The organism is Arsenicitalea aurantiaca, from assembly GCF_003994485.1.
GTDB lineage: Bacteria > Pseudomonadota > Alphaproteobacteria > Rhizobiales > Devosiaceae > Arsenicitalea > Arsenicitalea aurantiaca.
This window is the reverse complement of the sequence record NZ_RZNJ01000005.1, coordinates 140,200-165,131: the sequence shown is the minus strand read 5'-3', so window position 1 is coordinate 165,131 and position 24,932 is coordinate 140,200. Positions and strand designations below refer to the sequence as shown.

Genomic DNA, 24,932 nt, shown 5'->3' with positions numbered 1-24,932 from the left:
ATGGCGGGCGGGGAAGACACCGATCCGCTCTGCCCGCTCTGCGACCGGCCGATCCCGAAAGGCGCCAAGGCGAGCCGGCACCACCTCGTGCCGCGGCTCAGGGGCGGCACGCGTAAGGGCACGGTGCTGCTGCACCAGATCTGCCACAGCGCCATCCACGCCCGCTTCACCGAGACCGAGCTCGCCCGCGAACTTGCCGACATCGAAGCGCTGCGCGCCCACCCGGCCATGGCCGGCTTTCTCGAATGGGTTGCGAGCCGCCCGCCCGGCTTTCACGCCCGCACCCGCATCAGGGGCGGAGGCAGGCGGAAGCGGTGAGGGGTGCGGGGTGCTGCGGCAAGCGGCGAGGCCCGCCCCGCTCTATCGTTTCCGTCGCCACCGGGCTCGTCCCGGTGGCCCAGGGCTCCGCGCTGGATTGCCGGGACGAGCCCGGCAATGACGGGGGGAGGGTTGGACGGGTTGCCCCTGTCTGGTGAGGTGTGGGCGTCACTGGCGCCGGACGCGCTCAGAGCCATGCCGAAAACCCGCCAGCCTCTACCCCGACAACCGATCTCTCAGTCGCCGTCACCACCGGGCTCGTCCCGGTGGTCCAAGGGCTCCGCGCTGGATTGCCGGGACGAGCCCGGCAATGACGGGGGAGGGTTCTCGGCGTTGGCTGTGGGTAGTGGGAGGGAGGCGTGGCTGGTGGAACTCAGAGCCTCGCCAGCGCCGCGCCGAGCGGCATCACTTGCGCAAAATCACCCAGACGGCGTGGATGAGGCCGGGGAAATAGCCGAGCAGCGTCAGGAGGATGTTGAGCCAGAAATGGAGCCCCAGACCAACCTGGAGGAACACCCCGACCGGCGGAATGATGACGGACAGGATGATGCGGATGACGTCCATGTAGGGCCCCTTTGCGTGTTCGGAACGCCAAACGGGTGACGCGCCGGATCGTTCCGCCACTCGGCTCAGCGCCGTCCCTCGGCAAAGAGGATCGTCCCCGCGAAGGCTGTGAAGACGCCCGCAAAGCTCCAGTTGAGGAGCCGGCCCACCCATTGCTTCTGAGCGAGCACACGCGCGAGCCAGCCCGCGACGAAGATCATGGCGATGGTGGGCGGGAGCGAGACGAGGATGAACTCGGCGCCTAAAAAGAGGAGCTTGCCTGCCGCCGCCGGATCGTCGGGCGCAACGAACTGGGGGAGGAACGTCACGAAAAAGAGGATGATCTTGGGGTTCAAAAGGTTGATGCCGAGCCCGGTGAGGTAGCTGCCCGCAAGGCTTGGGCGCACCCGCCCCGCGCCGGCCAGCGCGAGCGTATCGCCCGCCCGCAGCGCCTGGATGGCGAGAAAGAGAAGGTAGACCGCCCCTGCGATCTTGAGCGCCATGAAGGCGGATGGCGCCGCCGCGATCAGGATCGAAATGCCGAGTGCGGCGAGCAGCGAATGAAAGACGAGCCCGGTCATCGCGCCCAGAAGGCACGCCACCCCATGGGCGCGCCCGTAGTTGATGGCGCGCGACAAAAAGAGCGCCATGTCCGGTCCCGGCGTCACGGCAAGGACGAAGGCGGCGATCGCGAAGGCGGCGATGACGGGGAGATCGGGGACGAACTGGACCATTGGGCACGCACGAAAAAGCCTCGGCGGACAATTGCACGCGGGCACCCGCTTGAATAGGGTGCGCCCCAACCGGCCGGGACCCCCGGCTTTTCCATGCAGAGACGCTCCAATGGCAAATGAAATCAAGAAAGTGGTGCTGGCCTATTCGGGCGGGCTCGACACATCGATCATCCTCAAATGGCTGCAGACCGAATATGGCTGCGAGGTCGTGACCTTCACCGCCGATCTCGGCCAGGGCGAGGAGCTCGAGCCGGCGCGCAAGAAGGCCGAGATGATGGGGATCAAGGATATCCGCATCGAGGATCTGCGCGAGGAATTCGTACGTGATTTCGTCTTCCCCATGTTCCGCGCCAATGCGCTCTATGAAGGCGTCTATCTCCTCGGCACCTCTATCGCCCGGCCGCTGATTGCCAAGCGCCTCGTCGAAATCGCCGAAGAGACCGGCGCCGATGCCGTCGCCCATGGCGCAACCGGCAAGGGCAACGACCAGGTACGCTTCGAACTCTCGGCCTATGCGCTCAACCCCGCGATCAGGGTGATCGCGCCCTGGCGCGAATGGGATCTGCAGAGCCGCACCCGGCTCATCGACTATGCCGAAAAGAACCAGATCCCCGTGCCAAAGGACAAGCGCGGCGAGGCCCCGTTCTCGGTCGATGCGAACCTCCTCCACACCTCGTCGGAAGGCAAGGTGCTCGAGGACCCCGCGGAGGCCGCGCCCGATTACGTCTACCAGCGCACGGTCGACCCCGAGCAGGCGCCGGACACGCCCGAACTCGTCACCATCGGCTTCGAGAAGGGCGATGCGGTCTCGGTCAATGGCGAAAAGCTCTCGCCGGCGGCGCTGCTGACCAGGCTCAACGAGCTTGGCGGCAAGCATGGCGTGGGGCGGCTCGACCTCGTCGAGAACCGGTTCGTGGGCATGAAGAGCCGCGGCGTCTACGAGACGCCGGGCGGCACGATCCTGCTGGTTGCCCATCGCGGCATCGAATCGATCACGCTCGACCGGGGTGCGGCGCACCTCAAGGACGACATCATGCCCCGCTATGCCGAGCTCATCTACAATGGCTTCTGGTTCAGCCCCGAGCGCGAGATGCTGCAGGCGCTGATCGACAAGAGCCAGGAGTATGTGGCGGGCGAAGTCACCATCAAGCTCTACAAGGGCAGCGCGCACCTCGTCTCGCGCACCTCGCCCTATTCGCTCTATTCGGAGGACCTCGTGACCTTCGAGGAAGGCACCGGCACCTACGACCACCACGATGCCGAGGGCTTCATCAAGCTCAACGGGCTGCGGCTCAAGACCTATGGCGCGCGCCGCAAGCGCGTCGGTGGCGGGCGCTAGGGGCCCCTACGCCACCTGAATGTCCGGGCGTCGGCCCTTCCGGCCGGCGCCTCGGGGCGCGTGCGCAACCCAGCCCTGCGCAGGGGCTGTCTTGTTTCTGTCGTCACTCTGGGCTATGGCAGCGCGCGAATGCGCTGCGATGCCCCGTTTCGGGCCGGCGCCGCTGTTTCCAGCATGGCTCGGCCGGGTCCGGTCCACATGGGGTTGCCCCCGTGGACCCCGCCACAGACCCATGCCAACAAGGCTGACCACCCTATGAACCTGCGCAATATCGCAATCATCGCCCACGTCGACCATGGCAAGACGACCCTGATCGACGTGCTCCTCAAGCAGTCCGGCTCCTTTCGCGAGAACGAGCGCGTCGAAGAGCGCGCCATGGACAGCAACGACATCGAGCGTGAGCGTGGCATCACCATCCTCGCCAAGGTGACCTCGCTCACCTGGAAGGACACGCGCATCAATATCGTGGATACGCCGGGCCACGCCGATTTCGGCGGCGAGGTCGAGCGCATCCTCTCCATGGTCGATGGCGTCGTCATTCTGGTCGATGCCGCCGAGGGCCCGATGCCCCAGACCAAGTTCGTGCTCGGCAAGGCGCTGGCCCAGGGGCTGCGCCCGATCGTTGCGATCAACAAGATCGACAAGTCCGACGAGCGGCACCTCGAAGTGCTCGAGGAGATCTTCGATCTCTTCATCGCGCTCGATGCGAGCTCCGAGCAGCTCGATTTCCCTGTGCTCTACGGTTCGGCCAAGCAGGGCTGGATGGCTGCCGAGCCCGAGGGCCCCAAGACCGATCTGAGCCCGCTGCTCGACAAGGTGATCGAGCACGTGCCGTCCCCCGACGTCGAGGACGGCGCCTTCCGCATGCTGGTCACGACCATCGAGCGCAACCCGTTTCTCGGGCGCATCCTGACCGGGCGCATCACCTCGGGCACGGTCAAGCCGAACGATCCCATCCACACCCTCAACCGCGAGGGCAAGGAAGTGGAAAAGGGCCGGGTCTCCAAGATCCTGGCCTTCCGCGGGCTCGAGCGCACCCCGATCGAAGTGGGCGAAGCCGGCGACATCGTCGCCATTGCCGGGCTCGAGACCTCGACCGTGGCCGACACCATCTGCGCGCCTTCGGTCACGACCCCGCTCGCCGCGCGCCCGATCGATCCCCCCACCCTCTCGGTCACCTTCCGCATCAATGACGGCCCGCTGGCCGGCCGCGAGGGCGACAAGGTGCAGTCGCGCGTCATCCGCGAGCGCCTGATGCGCGAGGCCGAGGGCAATGTCGCCATCCGCGTCACCCCCGGCGAGGACAATGACAGCTTCGACGTCGCCGGCCGGGGCGAATTGCAGCTGGCCGTTCTCATCGAGAACATGCGCCGCGAGGGGTTCGAATTGACCATCGGCCGGCCCAAGGTGCTGATGAAAGAAGAGGACGGGGTCAAGCTCGAGCCGGTCGAGGAAGTCATCATCGACGTCGATGACGAGCACACTGGCACGGTCGTGCAGAAGCTGACCGAGCGCAAGGGCGAGCTCCTCGAGATGCGCGCCTCGGGCGTCGGGCGCACGCGCCTGCGGCTGATCGTGCCGACCCGCTCGCTGATCGGCTACCAGCCCGAACTGCTGTCGGACACCCGCGGCACGGCCATCTTCAACCGGCTGTTCCACTCCTTCGTGCCCTATAAGGGCGAACTGCCCGGCCGCCGCACGGGCGTCCTGATCTCGAACGGCACCGGCCAGTCGGTCGCCTTCGCGCTCTGGAACCTCGAAGATCGCGGCCCGATCATGATCGATGCCGGCGTCGACATCTACGAGGGCATGATCATCGGCGAGCACAGCCGCGAGAACGATCTCGAGGTCAACGCGCTCAAGGGCAAGCAGCTGACCAACATTCGCACCACCTCCAAGGACGAGGCGGTGCGCCTGACCACCCCCAAGAAGCTCACCCTCGAGCAGTCGCTGGGCTATATCGCCGAGGACGAATATGTCGAGGTGACGCCCAAATCGATCCGGCTGCGCAAGATCTGGCTCGACCCCAACGAGCGCAAGAAGCAGATGCGCGCCGCCAAGGCGGGCTGACCACTCCCCCGCTTGATTGCCGGGCTTGTCCCGGCAATCCGGCACGGAGCCCCTGGACCACCGGGACAGGCCCGGTGGTGACGGACACTGCGAGGTCTGTCGTGCCGGGCGGGTCCGGTGATGGCAGAGACCGGGGACGCCGCTTTACCGGGCCAGCCCCGATAGCGGCAGAAGGGTCGGGCCCGCGAGAATGCCCGCCTGAACCTGAGAGGGCTCTTCCATGAGCGACTGGATCATCGGGGTCATCGGCGAGTTCGGCTATCTGGGGCTGTTCCTCCTGATGCTGCTCGAAAGCGTCTTTCCGCCCATTCCCTCCGAACTCATCATCCCCTTTGCCGGATTTTCGGCGGCGCGCGGGGAGCTCAGCTATCTGGGCGTGCTCGCCGCGACCACGATGGGAGCGGTGACGGGCATGCTGCCCTGGTATTTCGCGGGCCGCATATTCGGGCTCGCACGCGTGCGCCATCTCGCCGACCGGTTCGGGCGCTGGTTCACCCTCAATGCCGACGAAATCGACATGGCGACCAACTGGTTCGTCCGCCATGGCCCGATGATCATCCTCTTTGGCCGGCTGATCCCGATCATAAGGACGCTGATCTCGGTGCCCGCGGGCCTGGCGCGGCTGCCGCTGCCGCTGTTCCTGCTCGCCTCTGGCGCCGGGGCGCTGGTGTGGAACGTGCTGCTCGTCTCCTCGGGCTTCATCCTCAACGAGCACTATCACGCCATCGAAGCCTTCCTCGATCCGCTGACGCTCATCGTGCTCTGCGCGGTTCTGGGGCTCTACATCTACCGGCTCATCACCTGGCGCCCCTCGAAGGGTTAACCGAAGGCGAATGCGGAATGCAGGGGTCTTTCGCATTTTGCAATGCAAACGGGGTTTCGGGCGGACCCGATGGTCCGGAAAGCCCCGGAAGCCGGGACTTAAGCGAACTGGCACGCTTCATGCATTTAATAGGGTGTCCGGAAACTTGTTGTGCGTACCGGATGTCAGTCACAGATCAGGCCCGCCCGAGTTGACCGGGCGGGCCTTTTCCGTTCGGCCCCGCCCCTGCGCTTGCCCATGGGCGGCCAAGCCATTAGATAAGCGCGAGCCACAAAAGGAGTGACCGGATGCGGGCCGTACTCGACGTCATCATGCTGCTGCTGAGCCTCTACTGGTGGGTCGTGCTCGCCATGATCATCCTCTCCTGGCTGATCAGCTTCAACGTGGTGAACACGCGCAACCAGTTCGTCGATACGGTCTGGCGGGCGGTCAACGCCCTGACCGAGCCGGTGCTCAATCCGATCCGGCGCATGCTGCCGCGCTTCTCGGGCATCGACATCTCGCCCATCATCCTCTTCCTCATCATCTATTTCATCCAGCAGGTCATCCTGCGCTACGGCTACCCCAACGTCTTCTGAGCGGGCGCTGCGCCTGCTGAGACTGGCCGTTTTGGGCTGAGCCGACCGCCGATCCCTCCGCTTCCGTCACCACCGGGCTGGTCCCGGTGGTCCAGGGGCGCCGCTGGATTGCCGGGACAAGCCCGGCAAGGACGGGGGGCGGGTATAGGGGTCGTGGCGGAGCGTGTCGGGCAGGGAGGCCCGGCGCTCGTCACGGGGCGGAACGCGTTCCGTCCGGCAACCGACCCCTGCGACAAAACAGCGCGATTTCGATTGCGCCCCGAAGGCGGAAGCGGCACTCTCGAAACCGGAGGCCGTGGAGACGTCCGCCAATGGACGCCCACGGACGGGAAGCCGTTTCGGTCCAAGGGGGAATTTCGTGACTCTTTTGCTCTGGCTCATCATAGCCTGTGGCGCGCTGTCGATCGTCTATGGCGTCGTCACCACACGCGGTCTTCTGGCCGCAGATGCGGGCTCGGCGCGCATGCAGGAGATCTCGGCCGCGGTGCGCGAAGGCGCTTCGGCCTATCTCAGGCGCCAATACACCACCATCGCCATCGTCGGCGTCGTCATCTTCATCCTCGCCTTCTGGCTGCTCGGGGCCTATGCCGCGATCGGCTTCGCGATCGGGGCGATCCTTTCGGGGGCGGCCGGCTTCATCGGCATGAACGTTTCGGTGCGCGCCAATGTGCGGGTGGCCCAGGCCGCGACGCATTCGCTGGCGGGCGGGCTCGACCTCGCCTTCAAGTCGGGCGCGGTGACGGGGCTGCTGGTCGCGGGGCTCGGCCTTCTGGGCGTCACGCTCTATTTCGCCTTCCTCACCGGCATGGAGGGCTTCGCCCCGACGAGCCGCACGGTGATCGATGCCTTGGTCGCGCTCGGCTTCGGCGCATCGCTGATCTCGATCTTCGCCCGGCTCGGCGGCGGCATCTTCACCAAGGGCGCCGATGTCGGCGGGGACATGGTGGGGAAGGTCGAGGCCGGCATTCCCGAGGACGATCCGCGCAACCCCGCGACCATCGCCGACAATGTGGGCGACAATGTCGGAGACTGCGCCGGCATGGCCGCGGACCTCTTCGAGACCTATGTGGTGACCGCCGTCGCCACCATGGTGCTTGCCGCGATCATCCTGCCAGAGGCCTATCAGCTGGCCGGCATGATGCTGCCGCTCGCGATCGGCGGTGCCTGCGTCGTCACCTCGATCATCGGCACCTTCTTCGTCAAGCTCGGCGCCTCCAACAACATCATGGGCGCGCTCTACAAGGGGATCGTCGCGACCGGCCTGCTCTCGCTGGTCTTGCTCTACCCCACGCTCTGGATCGTCTTCGGGGACATGAACGCCCAATTGGGCGTGCCCGACGCCGCAGGTGTGCTGACCACGGGCTTCACCCCCACCGCGCTCTTTTTCTGCGGGGTGGCCGGGCTCGTCATCACCGGGCTCATCATCTGGATCACCGAATACTATACCGGCACCGGACGGCGCCCGGTCAATTCCATCGCCGAGGCCTCGGTGACCGGGCATGGCACCAACGTCATCCAGGGTCTCGCGGTCAGCCTTGAATCGACCGCACTGCCGGCAATCGTGATCATTGCGGGCATCCTCGTCACCTTCAATCTCGCAGGGCTCTTCGGGATCGCGGTCGCGGTCACCACGATGCTCGCGCTCGCAGGCATGGTCGTCGCGCTCGATGCCTTCGGCCCGGTCACCGACAATGCCGGCGGCATCGCTGAGATGGCGGGCCTTCCCGATGCGGTGCGTCACAATACCGACGCGCTCGACGCGGTGGGCAACACCACCAAGGCCGTGACCAAGGGCTATGCCATCGGCTCGGCGGGTCTCGGGGCGCTGGTGCTCTTTGCGGCCTATACCCAGGACCTCAACTATTTCGCCGCCAACTCCGAGACCTACCCCTTCTTTGCCGATATGGGGGCGATCAGCTTCGACCTCTCCAACCCCTATGTGGTGGCGGGCCTCTTGTTCGGCGGGCTCCTGCCCTTCCTCTTCGGGGGGATGTCGATGACGGCGGTCGGGCGGGCTGCCCAATCAGTGGTGGTCGAGGTGCGGCGCCAGTTCCGCGAGAAACCCGGCATCATGGCCGGCACCGAAAAGCCCGATTACGGGCGGGCGGTCGACATGCTGACCAAGGCGGCGATCAAGGAGATGATCGTCCCCTCTCTGCTGCCGGTGCTCTCGCCGCTCGTGGCGTTCTTCGTGATCCTGCTGATCGCGGGCAAGGCCGCCGCCTTCGCCGCGGTCGGGGCCATGCTGATGGGCGTCATCGTCACCGGGCTCTTCGTTGCCATCTCCATGACCGCCGGCGGCGGGGCCTGGGACAATGCCAAGAAGAGCTTCGAGGACGGTTTCACCGACAGCCAGGGCGTCAAGCACTTCAAGGGCTCGGACGCGCACAAGGCCTCGGTCACCGGCGATACGGTGGGTGATCCCTACAAGGACACTGCCGGCCCGGCGGTGAACCCGATGATCAAGATCACCAACATCGTCGCGCTCCTGCTGCTGGCCGTGCTCGCCCACAGCGTCTGAGCGGTCTTCCGAAATGCAGAAGGCCGGGAGCGATCCCGGCCTTTTCGTTGCGCTCGCTAATTGCCGTAAAAACGCGCGTCGTCCCCGATCAGGAGGTCCCGCCCCTCTTTCGGAAGAGGAAACCCATAGCCGTCCCAGGGCTTCCTCCACCACATCCGCCGCTCGTGATGATAGCGGCTCATGTAGAGCTCCATGCCGATCTTTTGCTGGCACAAGAGCATGGCGTGCAGCGCGTCATTGCCCTGAGCGCGGCTGCGAGCCATCCCCTCAGGCCAGCCGATCTCATAGGCACAGATCCACTTGTCGCCGAGCGGCTCGGGAGGGAACACGGCAACGATGACACCGCGCTCGCCATCAGACGTCTGGACGGTCAACCTGCGGACGCCGATCGGTGCGCTGTCGTTCTCTTCCATGATCGAGGGTCCAGAGCCATTGCAGACATCGTGATGCTGCAACGGCCCGGAACGGGATACAAGGCTGAGACTACGCGTCCTTGCCCGCCATCGCGATGGCATCGAGGATCACCTTGCGGGCGTCGTCAACGTCGCCGATGCCGGCGAGCTTGACCCATTTGCCCGGCTCGAGGTCCTTGTAGTGCAGGAAGAAGTGCTTGACGCGCTCGATCTCGATCTCGGGCATGTCGGTATAGTTGACGATCCCGTCATAGACCTTGGTGAGCTTGCTGACCGGCACGGCGAGGATCTTCTCGTCCTGCCCGCCATCATCTTCCATGTAGAGCACCCCGATCGGCCGGCAGCGCACCACGGCGCCGGGCAGCAGGGGGCGCGTGTTGAGCACGATCACGTCGAGCGGGTCGCCATCCCCGCAAAGGGTATGGGGCACGAAGCCGTAATTGCCCGGATAGCGCATGGGCGTATAGAGGAAGCGGTCGACGAACAGCGCCCCGCTCTCCTTGTCGATCTCGTATTTGATGGGCTCGCCGCCCAGCGGCACTTCGATGATGACGTTGATGTCGTCGGGCGGTGTCTTGCCGGTCGGGATGGCGTCGATATTCATGCCGGGAGGGCCTCAATCTGGGAGTTTGGAGGATGGGCGCCTTGTTGCCCCGAAGGGGCCGAGAATTCAAGCCATATCGCAAGGGGCCGACGCCCCGGCCAGAGGAGACAGAGATGATGCCGAAACGCCTTGCCCTCGCCATGGCCCCTGCCATCGCCCTCATGGGGCTTTGCCTGCCGGCGGCCGCGCAGACCATCGATTCGGTCTATACCGACCTCGATCTTGCGCTCTGCACCGTCCAGAAGGCCGACGATTTCGGCGCGGTCTTTGCCTGCCCCGGATATAAGGGCACCCCGCTGATGGTCGCCGAGGGGGATCTGCGGTTCTTCCTCAGCTATGGCTTTCGCGCCTATGAGGAGACGGTGGCCGGCCAGACCCTCGCCCCCTTCAACACGCTCGGCCCGCGGCTCGAATGGCGCATCTCCAACCGCACCGGGGATTTCCGCCCCTTTGCGACGATCGTGCGCTACCGGCTCGACGATGGCGATCCGCTGACGCGCGGGGTCGAGATCCTCGTGGTGAGCCGGGTCGCCGAGGGCAATAGCTGCCATATCGGCTATGTGCGCGCCTCGGGCAATCCGGACGCCAATGACGAGGCCCGCGAGATCGCCGACCGGCTGGCGCCGGACTTCGATTGCCGCGCCGATGCCATCGAGACGGTGGGCGACCTCACCCCGATCGGCTATTGAAGGGGTGGCGCGGGCAGGATGAGCCGCGCCTCCGTACCGCCCGTTTCGCCCGGCCCGATCTCGAGCCGGCCCTCATAGAGCCCGGCAATGTCGCTGACGATGGCGAGCCCGAGCCCCGAGCCGGGCCGCTGCTCGTCGAGCCGCCGGCCCCGTTCGAGCGCAAGGCGCGCGTCCTCCGTGCTGAGCCCCGGCCCGTCATCGCGCACAATGATCGAAATTTCGCGCGGCCCGCTGCGGGCGGCGGAAACCCGGACGCGGGCTTTCGCCCATTTGCACCCATTGTCGATGAGATTGCCGATCAGCTCGTCGAGGTCCTGCCGCTCCCCGGCAAAGACCGTCCCCGGCGCCAACTCGGTTTCGAGCGCAAGCCCCCGATCGGCATAGATGCCCGCAAAGACCGGCACGAGGTCCGCGACCGCCTCGCCCACATCGGAACGTTCGCCGACCACCCCATGGGTGATCGCCGAGCGCGCCCGGCGCAGATGATGGCCGATCATCCGGTTCATGCTCGCCGACACCTCCGCCAGCGCCGTTTCGCGCTCGGGGCCGGGCGGCCGGGCAAGGCTCGTATCGAGCACCGAGAGCGGGGTCTTCAGCCCATGGGCGAGATTGCCCACATGGGTGCGGGCGCGCGCGATGGTCTTTCTGTTGTGGGCAATGAGCGCGTTCATCTCCTCGACCACCGGGGCGATTTCGGCGTAGCGCTCGGCAGGCAGGCTCGGAAGTTCGCCCCGATGCACGCGCCCCAGATTGTCGCGCAGGCGCTTGAGCGGCGCGAGCCCGAAATGGACCTGGAGCGCGATGGCAAGGACGAGCCCGGCCCCGAGGAGAACGAGCGAGGTCAGAAGCGGGCCGACCATGCCGGCGACCCGCGCCTCGATCTCCGCCTCGGGCATCGCGGCGGTGACGCGCAGCCGGCTCGTGCCGCCCGGCGCGGTGAAATCGCGCGAAAGGGCACGGAGCGCCATGCCCTCGGGCCCCTGGAGGGTACGCCGGAGCACGGCGCCCGACGCCGCTTCCGCGCCCGCCCCCAGATCATCGGTCCAGAGCGAGCCCGAGCGCAAAAGCACCGCGTCCTCGTCGGCGATCTGCCAGTACCAGCCCGAAAGCGGCTGCTCAAAGCGCGGATCGGCGACCGCGGCATCGACCGTGATCCGCCCGAGCGCCAGATCCTCCTCGGTGCTCGCCATCAGCGCAATGAGGGTGGAATCGAGCGAGGCCTCGAACCCTTCCTCGACGAACTGCCGCAGCAGCCCCGAGATGACGAAGGCCGCAACCACCAGCGCCACCGCGATCCAGGCGAGCGCCAGGAGCACGAGCCGGGTGCGGATGGACGAAGCGATCATGCCCCGTCGCCGGCCGAGAGCCGGTAGCCCTGCCCGCGCACGGTCTCGATCAGCCCCCGCCCGATCTTGCGGCGAAGCCGGCCGATGATCACCTCGAGCGAATTGAAATCGCGATCGGTATCGCGTTCGTAGAGATGTTCGCTGAGCTCGGTCCGCGTCACCGGCCGCTCGGCATGATGGACGAGATAGGACAGCACCCGCCATTCGAAGGCGGTGAGTTTGAGCGCCACCCCGTCGAGCGTGAAGACCCCGAGCTGGGTATCAAGGCTCAGCGGCCCGCAGCTGATGATGGTGCTCGCATGGCCGGCCGCACGGCGCACGAGGCTCTTCATGCGGATCACCACCTCCTCGAGCCGGAAGGGCTTGATGACGTAGTCGTCCGCCCCGGCGCGGAAGCCGCGCACCTTTTCGCTCCAGGCGTCGCGCGCGGTGAGGATCAGGACGGGCATGGTGCGCCCTGCCCCCCGCCATGCTTCGAGCACGGCGATGCCGTCGAGCCCGGGGAGCCCCAGATCGAGCACCACCGCATCATAGCTTTCGGTTGCGCCCAGATATTCGGCCTCGCGCCCGTCCACCGCGATGTCGACGGCAAAGCCCGCCTCGCGCAGCGCCGCGGCGAGATCGCCCGCGATGCGGGCCTCGTCCTCGACCACCAGCGCCCTCATGGCCGCCGCCGCGCCGCGACGAGCCCGCGCCCGTCGACCTCGAGGATGGTGCCATCGCGCGCATCCACGCGGATCGCAAGGATGTCCCCGCCATCGGTCAGCATGCGAAAGGCATAGACCATGTCCGTCATCTCCTCGGGCCGGCCGGCAACGAGCTCGGCCCCGATGATGCGCCCGGCAAAGCGCCCCGTCGCCGCGGCCATTGCCGCAGTGATGGGCAGGGGCGCCATCCGCTCCTCCTGCTGCTCCGCCTGCAGCGCCTGCGCGAAAGCGGGCGTGCCGGCGAACGCGCCCGCAAGGATGAGCGAACCGATCAGCAGGAGGGTACGAAGGGCGGTTTTCATGAGCGTTCGATAGCATGAAAATGCTGAACCGAGATTGAACCGCGCCGTTCCAGAGGCGTTCAAGCGGCTCCTGCTACACCCCGGACATCGCCAATGTCCAAACGGAGACACATCATGCGCCTTACCCGCCACGCCCTTCTGCTCGCCACCGCGCTCGCCCTGCCGGCGGGCCTCGCCATCGCCCAGATGCCGATCGAGCAGCTGCCGGGCACGGTCATCCAGGGCGAGGTCGGCGACGTGTTCGGCTCGCGCTTCCTCATCGAGGACGAGACCGGCCGCGTGCTCGTCGATCCCGCCCGCCCCTTGGCAGAGGGCCTCAGCCTCGAAAACGGGGAAACCCTCGTCATCGTCGGGGAGGCGACGCCCGACGGGTTCCGCGCGACCTCCGTCACCCGCGCCGACGGCACCGAGCTTCTGGCGGGCGCTCCCGCGGCGCAGGTCGCCCAGGCGGCTCCTGCCACGCCGGCCGCTTCGGCCGCGCCCGTCGCCTCGGGCCCGATCGACGAGGCGGCGGCGATCGCGATCCTCGAGGGCATGGGGTTCAGCGACATCCGGCTCGATGACCGCGAGGACGATCATTTCGAGTTCGAAGTGCGCGACGCCGATGGCCGGGACATCGACATCGACCTCTATTTCGACGGCACCATCCGGGACATCGACGTCGATGACGACCGGCGCGCCACCAGTGTCGATCTGTCGCTTCTCCTGCCAGAAGAGGTCCAGCGCGCCATTGCCGAGCGCGGCATCGTGGACGTGATGGAGTTCGAGAGCCGCCGCAACCACTACAAGGTCGAGGGCTATACCGAGGACGGGCGCGAGATCGAGATCGAGATCCGCAATGACGACCGGGTGGGCCGGGTCTCGGTGGACGGACCGCGCCCGCGCGTGCCGGCCGATTTCAACGAAGCCGCCCTGCGCGATAGCGTCGAGGGACAGGGCTATGTGATTTCGGGCGCGCTCGAGCGCAAGCCGCGCCATGTCGAGCTCGTCGCCACCAATCCCGAGGGCGAGCCGGTGCGGCTGCATGTCGACCTCAATGGCGAGGTCTACAAGGAACAGCTCCGCCGCGGCTTCTGAGCGGTACCATGAGCGAAAACCCAATCGAAGCCCGCCTCGCCCGCATCGAGGCGGCCCAGACCGATCTCGGGCTTCGGCTCACCCGGATCGAGGGCGAGGGACAGCCATCGCGCTTTGCCCCGCCCCCGCCGGCGGAGCGGGAGGGGCCCAATTGGGCGCGGATCGGCGTCATCATCCTTGTCGTGCTCGCCGCGCTCTGGCTGATCGACGAGATGCCCGGACCAAACCTGCTCGATCGCATCTTCTGAAAATGCGAAGGCCCGGGACGCTGCCGCGTTCCGGGCCTTTTTCCTGCGTAGGGGGCGGGCGCTCAGGCGGGCTTTTCGGCCGCGGCGCCCCCGCGCGCCATCTGGTTGCGCAGAACGGTGCGCTGGCGGGCAGAGACGCCGAGCAGTTCGGCGATGCGCCAGACCATGTTGTCCTCGAGCTCGTGATTCTTGTCGTCCGCAAAGACGACCTGCCACATCATCCGGACGATCTCGACGCGCTCGGCCTCATCGAGCGCCATCAGTTCGGAAGTGAAGCGATAAAAATCCACAGCCTCATTGTCGCGGCGGGTCGCCTCGGCGATCAGCTTTTCGACTTCGGCGTCGGACAGATCATAGCTGTCGATCAGCACGCCTTCGATCGCCTTGCGCTCCTCGGGCTTGACCGAGCCATCCACCGCCGCCAGATGCACGAGCAGCGCCGCGACCGCGATGCGCGGCTCGTCGACCTTTACCGGCTCTTCGGATCTGGTGAAAAGTCGGGTGATGGCGTCGAACATGGCTCGGTCCTTCCGGGGGCTGGTCGTGGACGGCGTCTTGTCCGAGAGATAGGCGGGTTCGGCTGGCCGCTCAATGGCTTGGACGGGCTCTCACGCCGACTTGAGCCCGAGGGCGGCTTTGCTGCAACAATCGCGGCTCCGCCCCCGTCCGCGAAGAGGCGAAAAGACTCGCCTTGACTCTTCCCGGCCCGAGTGATGTTCTCTTTTTGTTCTAAGCATCACTCGACCGGGAGGCCCCTGCCATGCATGGGCGCAAGCACGCGCAGATCGAAACGCTGAGGGCGCGAATCGCCGCCCTCGAGGAGCGCCTGCCCGCCTCCGGGGAGGAGATGGCGCCCCTTCCGACATCCCAGGACCCGCTCGCCCTGCCCGGCGGGCTGCTGCACGAGGTCTTCACCGACGCAAGGCGCAATGGCGCGGCCATGCTGGGCTTCGCGCTCGGGCTCGCCCGGCCGCTGCTCGGCCCGGGCCGCCCGGCCCTCGTCTTCGTGCAGATGGCAGGGGAGGCCCAGGAGGCGGGCCTGCCCTATGGCGCGGGGCTCGCCCATTTCGGGGTGTCGCCCGAAAGCCTGCTCATCTGCCGGGTGGAAAGCGTCGTCGAACTGCTCTGGGCCATCGAGGAGGCGGCGCTCTGCCGGGCCGTCGCCGCGGTCATCGCCGATATCGGCCGGCCCCACAAGGCGCTCGATTTCACCGCCAGCCGCCGGCTCAGCCTGCGTGCCGCCGATGCGGGCAGCACGGTGCTGCTGCTGCGCTACGGCACGGGGCGGGAAGCGAGCGCGGCCCGCTTCCGCTGGCGGCTCAGCCCCGCCCCCAGCGCCGGCATGGCCTTCGATGCGAGGGCGCCGGGCCGCCCCCGCTGGCGGGTCGACATCGAAAAGGGACGGCTCGGCAAGGGTGCCGGCAGCCCCGGCTTTTTCCTGGACTGGACTGAACATGGCTTTGCAATTCTCGATCGGGCAGAACCCGGCGCCGCTGGCGTCGCCGGCGCGCCTTCATCTGGTGCTGCATCTGCCGGCCTGGGCAACCGATACTCTGAGGCGGGCTGAGCCCGGCCTGCCCCCCGACCGTCCTCTGGCGCTCTGGGAAACGGTGCGCGGGGGCATGCGGCTCTGCGCCGTCGACCGGCATGCCGAGCGGGCCGGCCTTTCGCCGGGCCAGCCGCTCTCGGACGCCCGCGCGCTCTGCCCCGGCCTCATCGTGCGCGAGGCCGATCATGAATGGCTCGCCGCGCGCTTTGCCGATTTCGCCGACTGGCACTCCTATGCCGGCCCCATCGTCTCGGTGCTCCCCGAGGAGGGGCGGCACAAACCCGCCTATGGCACGCTCGGCATCGACATTGCCGGGGTCGCCCATCTCTATGGCGGGGAACAGGCCATGCTCGACGGGGTCACGACGCGGCTGGAAAACCTCGGTTTTTCCGTCTCGGGCGCCATCGCGCCGGCCATCGGCACCGCCTGGGCGCTTGCCCGCCACCGCCCCGGAACCATCCTCGCCCCGGGCGGGGAGGAGGAGGCGCTCGCGCCCCTGCCCGTCTCGGCCCTGCGCCTGCCCGAGGCGACCATCGCCGCGCTCGGCCGGCTCGGGCTCAAGCGCGTCGGCCAGCTCTATGCCCGCCAGCGCAAGGCCATGCAGGCCCGCTTCGGGAGCCTGTTCATCGCCCGGCTCGACGAGGCGCTGGGCCGGGGCAATGAGCGGCTCGTGCCCCGCCTGCCCGCCCCCGAGCGCCATGTGGAGCGGCGCTTCGCCGAGCCGATCGGGCTCATCGACGACGTGCTCGCCACCACCGCCGACCTCGCGCTGAGGCTCGCAGGCCAGCTCGAGCGCGAGGCCGCGGGCGCGCAGGGCTTCCATCTCTTCCTCTACCGGGTCGATCACAAGGTGATGGTGCTCTCGGTCAATGCGGCACGCCCCACCCGCGACCCGGGGCACATCGCACGCCTCTTCGCCCACCGCGCCGACCGGCTGGGCGGGGAGTATGATGCCGGCTTCGGCATCGACATGATAAGGCTCGCCGCCACCACCATCACCCCGCTCGCCCCCCGCCAGGACGGCGCCTTCGCGCCTCCGGACGGCACGGCGGACCTCGTGCGCCTCAAGGATCGGATGGCGAGCCGGCTCGGCCCCCTGGCGGTGAGCCGTACCGGGTTCGTCGACAGCCATATCCCCGAACGGGCCGTAAGGCTCGAGCCCGCCATCGCCCCCCTGCCCGATGATCCGCGCGCCGCACCCGATCCCGCCCTGCCCCGCCCGCTGCGGCTCCTGCCCGCGCCCGAGCGCATCGAGGTGCTCGCCCAGGTGCCCGACGGCCCGCCCGCCTCCATGGTCTGGCGCCGGCTGCCCTACCGGTTCCTGCGCGCCTCGGGCCCCGAGCGCATCGGGATCGAATGGTGGGTGCCGGGGGAGGAGGCGCTGACGCGCGATTATTACGTCGCCGAGGACGAGGCCGGCCGCCGCTTCTGGATCTTCCGCGAGGGGCTCTACGCCGCCGAGACCCGCGAGCCGCGCTGGTTCGTCCATGGCCTTTTCTGCTGAGGACGCGATGGACGGCCCCCTCCTGCCTTTTCGCCCCTCGGCCCGCCAGAGCCCGCCCGCGCCGCCTCCGGCCTATGCCGAACTGGCGGTAACCAGCAATTTCTCCTTCTTGCGCGGCGGCTCGCACCCGGCCGAACTCGTGAGCCAGGCCGTCGCGCTCGGGCTTTCCGGGCTCGGGCTTTGCGATCGGAACTCCTTTGCGGGCGTCGTGCGGGGCCTCACCGCGCTGCGGCTGCTTGCAGGCGATCCCGCCACCGCCCCGGCGCTTGCCGGCTTCCGCTATGTGGTGGGCACGCGGCTCTGCTTTGCCGACGGCACGCCCGACATCATCGCCTATCCCACCGACCGGGACGCCTATGGCCGGCTCTGCACGCTCCTCACCAAGGGCAATCTGCGTGCCGCCAAGGGCCTCTGCACGCTCCATTTTTCCGATCTTGCCGAGGCGCTGGAGGGCCAGCTCCTCATCGTTCAGGTGGATGAGCGGGCCTGGGACCGCGGGGAATCCACTCTGGCCGAACTGGCCAGAATGGCCAGAGGCAATGTCTGGCTCGGCGCCAGCTGCACCTATAAGGGCAAAGACCGGGCCCGCCTCGCGCGCCTTGCCGATCTCGCCGGGCGCTGCGGCGTGCCGCTGATCGCGATCAACGACGTGCTTTATCACGCCCCCGAGCGGCAGCGGCTCCAGGACGTGCTGACCTGCATCCGCGAGCACGTCACCATCTTTAAGGCCGGACGCCGGCTCGAGCAGAACGCCGAGCGGCATCTGAAGCCGCCCCTCGAGATGGCGCGCCTCTTCCGCGAACATCCCGAGGCCCTGCTCGAGACCGGCCGGCTCGTCTCGCGCATCGGCTTCAGCCTCGAGCAGCTGCAATATTCCTATCCCGAGGAGACCGTGGGCAATGGCGAGACCGCCCAGCAGACGCTGGTGCGCCTCACCTGGGAGGGCGCGAAGCGCCGCTACCCCCGGGGCATCCCCTTCAAGGTGCGGCGCGGCGTTCTGGGCGAATTGCGGCTGATCGCCGAAAAGCGCTACGCCGCCTATTTCCTCACCGTGCACGATCTCGTTCGTTTCGCCCGGGACGAGCGCGGCATTCTCTGCCAGGGGCGCGGCTCGGCGGCCAATTCCATGGTCTGCTTCTGCCTCGGCATCACCGAGGTCGACCCCATGGTCGGCAATCTGGTCTTCGGGCGCTTCCTCTCCACCGAGCGCGACGAGCCCCCCGACATCGACGTCGATTTCGAGCATGAGCGCCGCGAGGAGGCCATGCAGTATCTCTACGGGAAATATGGCCGCCACCGCGCCGGGCTCACCGCCACCGTCGTCACCTATCGCGCCAAGGGCGCGGTGCGCGAGGTGGCCAAGGTCTTCGGGCTCTCCACCGATATGGTCGATGCGATGAACCAGCTGAGCTGGGGCTGGCACGCCCGCGCGCTCGACCCCGAACGGGTGCGCGAGCTCGGGCTCGATCCCGCCGACCCCATTCTCGCCATGGCGCTCGAACTGGCCAATGAACTCATGGGCTTTCCCCGCCACCTCTCCCAGCATGTGGGCGGGTTCGTGCTGACGCGCGACCAGCTCGACCAGTACGTGCCCATCTCGCATGCGGCCATGGAGGGCCGCACCGTCATCGAATGGGACAAGGACGATATCGACGCCCTCAGGATCCTCAAGGTCGACGTGTTGGCGCTGGGCATGCTCAGCTGCATCCGCCGGGCCTTCGAGCTCATGCACGTGCATTACGGAGAGGACCTGACGCTTGCAGGGCTTCTGGAGGAGGAGCGCGAGGACAAATTCCGCCCCGAAGGCGAGAAAAAGAGCGCCCGTGTCTACGCCATGACCCATCGGGCCGACACCATCGGCGTCTTCCAGATCGAGAGCCGGGCGCAGATGACCATGCTGCCGCGCCTCAGGCCGCGGGAGTTCTACGATTTCGTCATCGAGGTCGCCATCGTGCGGCCCGGGCCGATCCAGGGCGGCATGGTCCATCCTTATCTGCAGCGCCGGATCGAGGGCGCGCCCATCACCTACCCCTCCGAAAAGCTGCGGGCGGTGCTCGAGCGCACGCTCGGCATCCCGCTCTTTCAGGAACAGGCCATGCAGATCGCCGTGGTGGGGGCGGGGTTTTCCCCCGGCGAGGCGGACCAGCTGCGCCGGGCCATGGCGACCTGGCGGCGCAACGGGCGCATCAACACCTTCCGCGAGCGCTTTATCGCCGGAATGGAAAAGAACAGTTTCGACCGCGACTTCGCCGAGCGCTGCTTCCGCCAGATCGAGGGGTTCGGCGAATATGGCTTCCCCGAAAGCCATGCGGCGTCCTTTGCGCTGCTGGTCTACGTCTCGTGCTGGCTCAAATGCCATTATCCGGACGTCTTCTGCTGTGCGCTGCTCAACAGCCAGCCCATGGGCTTTTATGCGCCCGCCCAGATCGTGCGCGACGCCATCGAGCACGGGGTGGAGGTGCATGCGGTGGACGTCAATCTCTCGGATGCCGAATGCGTGCTCGAGGCCGGCCGCCCCGCCGCCCCGCATGTCTGGCCCCGCCATGCCGACCAGCAGGGCGATATCCGCTCGACCCATGGGGTGCGGCTGGGGCTCAATTTCGTCAAGGGCCTGCGCGAGGCCGACATCAATCTCATCGTCGCCCGGCGCGGGCGGGGCTATGATTCGGTGCGTGACCTCTGGCTGCGCACCGGACTTGCGCCTGCAAGCCTCGAACGGCTCGCCGAGGCCGACGCCTTCGGCTCGCTCGGGCTCGGCCGGCGCGACGCGCTCTGGGCAGTGGGTGGGCTCAGGGGCACGGACGGGGCCGAAACCCTGCCGCTCTTTGCGCAGGCCGGCGCGCCCTCATCGGCCGAGGAACCCGACCGCGACCTGCCGCCCATGCCCCCCGGCGAGGAGGTGGTCCATGATTACCGAAGCCTCTCGCTCTCGCTCAAGGGCCACCCCATGGCCTTCCTGCGGCCCATGCTGTCGCGCCGCGGCACGCTCAGGGCCGCCGATCTGGCCACCGCCCCCCTCAACCGCGAGGTCGAGATCGCCGGGCTCGTGCTCGTGCGGCAGCGGCCCGGCACGGCGAGCGGGGTCATCTTCGCGACCCTCGAGGACGAGACCGGCAGCGCCAACATCATCGTCTGGCCCAAGCTCTTCGAGACCAACCGGCGCGTGGTGCTGGGCGCCAGGCTGATGGCGGTGCGCGGGCGGCTGCAGCGCGAAGGCCTCGTCATCCATGTCGTGGGGCGCACCTTTGCGGATCTGACCCCTCATTTGCTCGAGCTTGCCGACGGGCACACCATAGGGGATGCGAGCATGGCGCGCGCCGATGAAGGCCGCTCCGGACCGCCCGCGGGCCGGGACGCAGAGCGCACCAAGCGCGAGGAGCTCGCCCGCCGCATCGCCCGGGCGAGCATGCCGGGCGGGCGCAATTTCCATTGAAGCCGGGATCGACCTAGCGCGCGCCCATCCTTGTGGCGACCGCGTCGATCGCACGGGCAAGCGCGACATCCTTCTCGCTCAGCCCCCCGGCATCATGGGTGGTGAGCCCGATCCGCACCCTGTTGTAGCTGTTGGACCAGTCCGGGTGATGGCCCGCCTTTTCGGCTTGAAGCGCAACCTGCGTCATGAACCCGAAGGCGACCCGGAAATCGGCAAAGACGAATTCCCGCACGATCCGGTCCTCGCCCGCCTCGTGGCGCCAGTTGCCGAGCTCGAGAAGCGCTGCCTTGCGCTCGGCGTCCGAAAGCCGTTCGACCATTTGATCCTCCGCACCGGGCGCCGGCGGGACCTCCGCAAAGCGCGCCGAAAAGTTAAAGCCTCGTTCACCCTCGGTTGGGGAATGGCACCCGGCCGGCACCCTTGGGGCGCGCCCGGCATTGACCCTCAAGACGTTCTTAACCCCTGTGCCCGCTTCATCGTTCTGGACCCGGGAACACCAGCACAGTGCCGCTTTTCACACCGTCTCGCAAATCGATGCCGGCGATCGACTATGTGTCCATCGTCAAATCGGCGCTCAAGGACCGGCGCGCGATGGTGTTCGGCACGCTGGCGAGCGCGCTCGGGGCCGGGGCGGCGGCGTTCAAGACCCAGTCGCCCGTGCTCTACGCCATCGCCGGCGTCTTCGTGCTGGTCACGATTTTCCGCTATCTGGACATGACCCGGTTCAAGGTGGACGACATCGCCCCGACCGATGTCGATACCGCCGCCTATTGGGAGAGCCGCGCCACCGCCTGGGGTGCGCTCGTCGCCTTCCTCTACGGGTCCTGGTGTCTGGCGAGCTTCCTCGTCGTCAACGATTCGGTGGCCGAACTCATCGCCATGTCCACCACCATCGCGGCGATGGTGGGCATTGCGACGCGCAATTTCGGGCTCGACCGGCTCCTGACCCTGCAGCTCGCCATCGCCTGCACCCTGCTCTCGGCGGGATTGCTGCTCAAGGGCGATGTCTACCACCTGATCCTCGCCTTCATGCTGCTGCCCATGCTGGTGGCGATGCGCTTTCTCGCGGCGGACGTGCGCAACGTGCTGCTGAGCGCCGTCCATGGGCGGGTCGAAGCCTCGAGACTTGCAAGCGAGCTCGATACCGCCCTCGACACCATGCATCACGGGCTCTGCATGCTCGATGCGGACGGGCGTATTGCGGTCTCCAATGACCGCGCCGAGGAGACCTTTGCGGGCTTTGTTGCCGGCAGCTGGACCGGGCGGCCCTTCTCGGCTCTGCTCGCGGCGGCGGCGGCGCGCGGCGCGATTCCCCAGGACGCCGCGGACGAGCTTCTCGCCCTCGTCTCCCATGGCGGGCCGGGCAAGGTGATCCTGCGGCTGCCGCAGGCCCAGTTCTGCGAGGTGACGGTAAGCTCGCGCGGGGACCGCACGGTGCTGCTGCTCGAATACATCACCGACCGCGTGCGCGCCGAGGAGCGCATCAACTTCATGGCCCATTACGATGGGCTGACCGGGCTCTCCAACCGCGCCCATTTCACCCAGCGCGTCGAAGCCGACCTCATCGCCCGCGAACGGGATCCGAGGCGATCGGCGGCGCTGCTGATGATCGTGGACATCGACGACTTCAAGCATGTCAACGACACGCTGGGCCATCTTGTGGGCGACCGGCTCCTCGTCGAGGTCGGCGAGCGCCTGCGCGGCGCCCTCCCCGAAGATGCGCTGCTCGCGCGTTTCGGGGGCGACGAATTCCTCGTCTATCGGCGCGTGGCGCGCGATTTCGACCCCTGCCCCAGCACCTCGGCCCTGATCGGCACGTTCAAGCCGGGCTTTTCGATCATGGGCGAGGACATCGCGATCAATGTCAGCATCGGGGCGGTCGTTTCGACCACGCGCAGCGAGGATCTCGATGCTCTTCTCGTCAAGGCCGATCTGGCGCTCTACAAGGCCAAGGCCGAGGGCAAGGCCCACGCCCAGATCTTCCATGAAGAGCTCGACACCGAATACCGCTACCGCCAGCGGCTGAAGGCCGAACTGCGCGCCTGCGTCGCGGCCAAGGGGCTCTCGCTCGCCTACCAGCCGCTGATCGATTTGAGGACCCGCCGCGTCGTCGCCTGCGAAGCCCTGGCGCGCTGGCACCATGCCGAACTCGGCACCATCCCGCCCTCGGTCTTCATCCCGATCGCAGAGGAGACCGGGCTCATTTCCGACATCACCCGCTGGGTGCTCGAGACCGCGACCCGCGACTGCCGCACCTGGCCCGACGAGGTCTCGGTTTCGGTCAACGTCTCGGCGCGCGACTTCCGCATCGGCAATGTTGCCGATCTCGTGCATGACGCGCTCGCCAATTCGGGGCTGGCGGCCCACAGGCTCGAGATCGAGGTGACCGAGACCGCGCTCATCGAGCAGCGCGACGCCGCAACCAAGGTACTCGGGCTCCTCGCGCGCGAAGGCATCGGCATCGCGCTCGACGATTTCGGCACGGGCTATTCCTCGCTGAGCTATCTGCAGGCCCTGCCCTTCACCAAGCTCAAGATCGACCGCAGCTTCGTTGCCGACATCGCGACCAACCCGCGATCGCTGAAGCTGCTGTCCAACGTCGCGCAGCTGGGCAAGGACATCGACCTCATCGTCACCGCCGAAGGCGTCGAGACCGATGCCCAGCTCGACCTGATCGAGGCCAATACGGGGATCGACCAGATCCAGGGCTACCTTTTCGGCGTGCCGCTGCCGCGCGGCAAGGTCGCGCAGATCATCACCCGCATGGGTCAGTCGGCGCGCCCTGCGACAAGAAAGCAGAAACAGGGTTAATTCCTGCTAAGACGTTAAAATTTTAATCAAATTTTAACCATACCGACTGGCTTTGGCGCCTTCGTCCGAAACCGCCCCTTTGCGCGGCATGGTAAACCGTTGTTTAACGTAACCCTTAAGGTTTTAGGGGTATGTTAATGAGTGCGGCCACCACCGGAACCGGCGACCAGTCCAGATTTGCGTTGACCCTGATCGACATCCTCGATCGCGTCCATTACCGCCGGGTGAGCCCGGACCATGTCTTCGATCCGGTCTACCGGCTCCGCTACGAAGCCTATCGGCGCGAGGAATCGGTGCCGATCAACACCGACGAGATCGTCCGGGACGAGTTCGACCACCTGCCAAACGCCCAGTGCTTCGGGGTCTATATCGACGACAAGCTGGTGAGTTCGCTGCGCTTTCACCACATCACCCCCCAGATGCGGCACGCCCCGAGCCACTCGGTCTTCACCGACATTCTCGATCCCATGCTCGATCAGGGGCAGAGCTTCATCGACCCGGGCCGGTTCACCGCCGATTTCGAGGCGAGCCTCGCCTTCCCCGCGCTACCCTTCCTGACCCTGAGGATCGTCGTCATGGCCTCGATCCATTACGAGGCGAGCTTCTGCCTCTCCTCGGTCAGGCCCGAGCATGTCGCCTTCTACCGGCGGGTGTTCAATTCGCGCCAGCTCGCAGGCGCCCGCTATTATCACGGGCTCAGCTTTCCGATGGTGCTCTATGCCGCCGAGGTCGATGCCATCCAGGAACGCGTCTTCACCCGCTATCCCTTCTTCATGTCGACCCGCGAAGAGCGCGAGGCCATGTTCGAGCACGGCGCGGCGCCCGCCAGCCAGATCGTGCCGAGCGCGCGACTGGCCTATGAGCGCGCAGTTGCCCGCGCCCGCAATCTGCGCATCGCGGCCGAATAAGCCCGCGCGGGGGCTCAGGCCTCGTCTTCGAGGGCTTCGAGATAGGCCTCGACCTCATCGAGGCTGGCGCTATAGGGGATCGGCTCGTCCCCGAGGACGGGCTTGAAGGTCGCATCGAGGCTCAGCATGTAGCCGCCGCCGGCGACCTTGCTTGCCGGCCGCTGGGCGGCGAGGATGGTATAGCCCCTCCGGTGCCCGAACCTGCGCAGGCGCCGCAGACGCGCCGTTTCGGTTCCCGCCCTGCTGCTCATGGCTGCCTCCATCGGATGCCGGAGGCCCGCCACGCCATGCCGACGCGGGGCTTCCTCAACGCTCTGACCGTACTGGAAAGTGGTGCCGCAGAAGGGACTCGAACCCCCGACCCCATCATTACGAATGACGTGCTCTACCAACTGAGCTACTGCGGCGATGGGCG

General features: G+C 67.2%; 24 protein-coding genes and 1 tRNA gene. 14 read left to right on the top strand and 11 right to left on the bottom strand.

The window, feature by feature from the left end; translation table 11 throughout:
• Positions 1–318, top strand: coding sequence for an HNH endonuclease family protein (locus EMQ25_RS14750; protein ID WP_127189365.1), 318 nt, complete (start codon positions 1–3; stop codon positions 316–318).
• Between the two features lie 405 nt (positions 319–723).
• Here EMQ25_RS14750 and EMQ25_RS14745 read toward each other — a convergent pair whose 3' ends face one another.
• Together EMQ25_RS14745 and EMQ25_RS14740 are read right to left on the bottom strand one after the other, a co-directional pair.
• A complete protein-coding gene (locus tag EMQ25_RS14745; protein WP_127189364.1) occupies positions 724–882 on the bottom strand; it encodes a YqaE/Pmp3 family membrane protein in 159 nt (52 codons plus the stop codon).
• A 65-nt stretch (positions 883–947) separates the two neighbouring features.
• Positions 948–1,595 carry a LysE family translocator gene (locus EMQ25_RS14740; protein ID WP_127189363.1) on the bottom strand — a complete coding sequence of 216 codons (648 nt, stop codon included), beginning with the start codon at positions 1,593–1,595 and terminating at the stop codon, positions 948–950.
• 109 nt (positions 1,596–1,704) lie between these two features.
• Here EMQ25_RS14740 and EMQ25_RS14735 point away from each other — a divergent pair, with 109 nt between their 5' ends.
• The 5 genes from EMQ25_RS14735 to EMQ25_RS14715 all read left to right on the top strand — a co-directional run bounded on the left by EMQ25_RS14735 (position 1,705) and on the right by EMQ25_RS14715 (position 8,926).
• Positions 1,705–2,934, top strand: coding sequence for an argininosuccinate synthase (locus EMQ25_RS14735; RefSeq protein ID WP_127189362.1), 1,230 nt, complete (start codon positions 1,705–1,707; stop codon positions 2,932–2,934).
• A 255-nt stretch (positions 2,935–3,189) separates the two neighbouring features.
• Positions 3,190–5,004, top strand: coding sequence for a translational GTPase TypA (gene typA, locus EMQ25_RS14730; RefSeq protein WP_127189361.1), 1,815 nt, complete (start codon positions 3,190–3,192; stop codon positions 5,002–5,004).
• Between the two features lie 220 nt (positions 5,005–5,224).
• Complete coding sequence (locus EMQ25_RS14725; RefSeq protein ID WP_127189360.1) at positions 5,225–5,827, top strand: DedA family protein; 603 nt, start codon at positions 5,225–5,227, stop codon at positions 5,825–5,827.
• A 287-nt stretch (positions 5,828–6,114) separates the two neighbouring features.
• Positions 6,115–6,405 (top strand): YggT family protein, encoded by a 291-nt coding sequence (locus EMQ25_RS14720; protein WP_127189359.1) that lies wholly within the window; start codon positions 6,115–6,117, stop codon positions 6,403–6,405.
• A gap of 358 nt (positions 6,406–6,763) precedes the next feature.
• Positions 6,764–8,926 carry a sodium-translocating pyrophosphatase gene (locus EMQ25_RS14715; protein ID WP_127189358.1) on the top strand — a complete coding sequence of 721 codons (2,163 nt, stop codon included), beginning with the start codon at positions 6,764–6,766 and terminating at the stop codon, positions 8,924–8,926.
• Positions 8,927–8,982: 56 nt separating this feature from the next.
• Here EMQ25_RS14715 and EMQ25_RS14710 read toward each other — a convergent pair whose 3' ends face one another.
• Complete coding sequence (locus EMQ25_RS14710) at positions 8,983–9,339, bottom strand: DUF6968 family protein (RefSeq protein ID WP_127189357.1); 357 nt, start codon at positions 9,337–9,339, stop codon at positions 8,983–8,985.
• 70 nt (positions 9,340–9,409) lie between these two features.
• On the bottom strand, positions 9,410–9,943 hold the full coding sequence (gene ppa / locus EMQ25_RS14705) for an inorganic diphosphatase (protein WP_127189356.1): 534 nt from the start codon (positions 9,941–9,943) through the stop codon (positions 9,410–9,412).
• Positions 9,944–10,056: 113 nt separating this feature from the next.
• Between ppa and EMQ25_RS14700 the strand changes: the two genes are divergently transcribed.
• A complete protein-coding gene (locus tag EMQ25_RS14700) occupies positions 10,057–10,632 on the top strand; it encodes a hypothetical protein (protein WP_127189355.1) in 576 nt (191 codons plus the stop codon).
• On the opposite strand, the gene EMQ25_RS14695 is transcribed toward EMQ25_RS14700, so the two are convergent.
• From EMQ25_RS14695 to EMQ25_RS14685, 3 genes are read right to left on the bottom strand one after another with little or no spacing between them, the layout of a single operon-like run.
• Positions 10,626–11,978, bottom strand: coding sequence for an ATP-binding protein (locus tag EMQ25_RS14695; protein WP_127189354.1), 1,353 nt, complete (start codon positions 11,976–11,978; stop codon positions 10,626–10,628). The two genes, EMQ25_RS14700 and EMQ25_RS14695, sit on opposite strands and share 7 nt — an antisense overlap.
• The gene (locus EMQ25_RS14690) at positions 11,975–12,643 is read right to left on the bottom strand and encodes a response regulator (RefSeq protein ID WP_127189353.1); all 669 of its coding nucleotides are present in this window, start codon (positions 12,641–12,643) and stop codon (positions 11,975–11,977) included. The genes EMQ25_RS14695 and EMQ25_RS14690 overlap by 4 nt, the downstream gene beginning before the upstream one ends.
• Positions 12,640–12,987 (bottom strand): PepSY domain-containing protein, encoded by a 348-nt coding sequence (locus EMQ25_RS14685; RefSeq protein ID WP_127189352.1) that lies wholly within the window; start codon positions 12,985–12,987, stop codon positions 12,640–12,642. The genes EMQ25_RS14690 and EMQ25_RS14685 overlap by 4 nt, the downstream gene beginning before the upstream one ends.
• Before the next feature lie 114 nt (positions 12,988–13,101).
• Here EMQ25_RS14685 and EMQ25_RS14680 point away from each other — a divergent pair, with 114 nt between their 5' ends.
• On the top strand, positions 13,102–14,064 hold the full coding sequence (locus EMQ25_RS14680) for a PepSY domain-containing protein (RefSeq protein ID WP_158626096.1): 963 nt from the start codon (positions 13,102–13,104) through the stop codon (positions 14,062–14,064).
• Between the two features lie 8 nt (positions 14,065–14,072).
• Positions 14,073–14,312 (top strand): hypothetical protein, encoded by a 240-nt coding sequence (locus tag EMQ25_RS14675; RefSeq protein ID WP_127189350.1) that lies wholly within the window; start codon positions 14,073–14,075, stop codon positions 14,310–14,312.
• A gap of 62 nt (positions 14,313–14,374) precedes the next feature.
• On the opposite strand, the gene EMQ25_RS14670 is transcribed toward EMQ25_RS14675, so the two are convergent.
• Positions 14,375–14,830 carry a tellurite resistance TerB family protein gene (locus EMQ25_RS14670; protein WP_127189349.1) on the bottom strand — a complete coding sequence of 152 codons (456 nt, stop codon included), beginning with the start codon at positions 14,828–14,830 and terminating at the stop codon, positions 14,375–14,377.
• A 242-nt stretch (positions 14,831–15,072) separates the two neighbouring features.
• Here EMQ25_RS14670 and EMQ25_RS14665 point away from each other — a divergent pair, with 242 nt between their 5' ends.
• From EMQ25_RS14665 to EMQ25_RS14655, 3 genes are read left to right on the top strand one after another with little or no spacing between them, the layout of a single operon-like run.
• Positions 15,073–15,879, top strand: coding sequence for an ImuA family protein (locus EMQ25_RS14665; RefSeq protein WP_127189348.1), 807 nt, complete (start codon positions 15,073–15,075; stop codon positions 15,877–15,879).
• On the top strand, positions 15,767–17,365 hold the full coding sequence (locus EMQ25_RS14660) for a Y-family DNA polymerase (protein ID WP_127189347.1): 1,599 nt from the start codon (positions 15,767–15,769) through the stop codon (positions 17,363–17,365). Before EMQ25_RS14665 ends, EMQ25_RS14660 begins: the two co-directional genes overlap by 113 nt.
• Positions 17,366–17,372: 7 nt before the next feature.
• Positions 17,373–20,798 carry an error-prone DNA polymerase gene (locus EMQ25_RS14655; protein WP_127189470.1) on the top strand — a complete coding sequence of 1,142 codons (3,426 nt, stop codon included), beginning with the start codon at positions 17,373–17,375 and terminating at the stop codon, positions 20,796–20,798.
• 13 nt (positions 20,799–20,811) lie between these two features.
• Here EMQ25_RS14655 and EMQ25_RS14650 read toward each other — a convergent pair whose 3' ends face one another.
• The gene (locus EMQ25_RS14650) at positions 20,812–21,117 is read right to left on the bottom strand and encodes a 4a-hydroxytetrahydrobiopterin dehydratase (RefSeq protein WP_127189346.1); all 306 of its coding nucleotides are present in this window, start codon (positions 21,115–21,117) and stop codon (positions 20,812–20,814) included.
• A 185-nt stretch (positions 21,118–21,302) separates the two neighbouring features.
• On the opposite strand from EMQ25_RS14650, the gene EMQ25_RS14645 reads away from it, so the two are divergent.
• Together EMQ25_RS14645 and EMQ25_RS14640 are read left to right on the top strand one after the other, a co-directional pair.
• On the top strand, positions 21,303–23,609 hold the full coding sequence (locus EMQ25_RS14645) for a putative bifunctional diguanylate cyclase/phosphodiesterase (protein WP_127189345.1): 2,307 nt from the start codon (positions 21,303–21,305) through the stop codon (positions 23,607–23,609).
• Positions 23,610–23,746: 137 nt separating this feature from the next.
• On the top strand, positions 23,747–24,517 hold the full coding sequence (locus EMQ25_RS14640; protein WP_127189344.1) for an N-acyl amino acid synthase FeeM domain-containing protein: 771 nt from the start codon (positions 23,747–23,749) through the stop codon (positions 24,515–24,517).
• Between the two features lie 14 nt (positions 24,518–24,531).
• Here EMQ25_RS14640 and EMQ25_RS14635 read toward each other — a convergent pair whose 3' ends face one another.
• Together EMQ25_RS14635 and EMQ25_RS14630 are read right to left on the bottom strand one after the other, a co-directional pair.
• Positions 24,532–24,768 (bottom strand): hypothetical protein, encoded by a 237-nt coding sequence (locus tag EMQ25_RS14635; protein WP_127189343.1) that lies wholly within the window; start codon positions 24,766–24,768, stop codon positions 24,532–24,534.
• Positions 24,769–24,848: 80 nt separating this feature from the next.
• Positions 24,849–24,924 (bottom strand) — tRNA-Thr (locus EMQ25_RS14630).
• Positions 24,925–24,932: the final 8 nt, after the last annotated feature.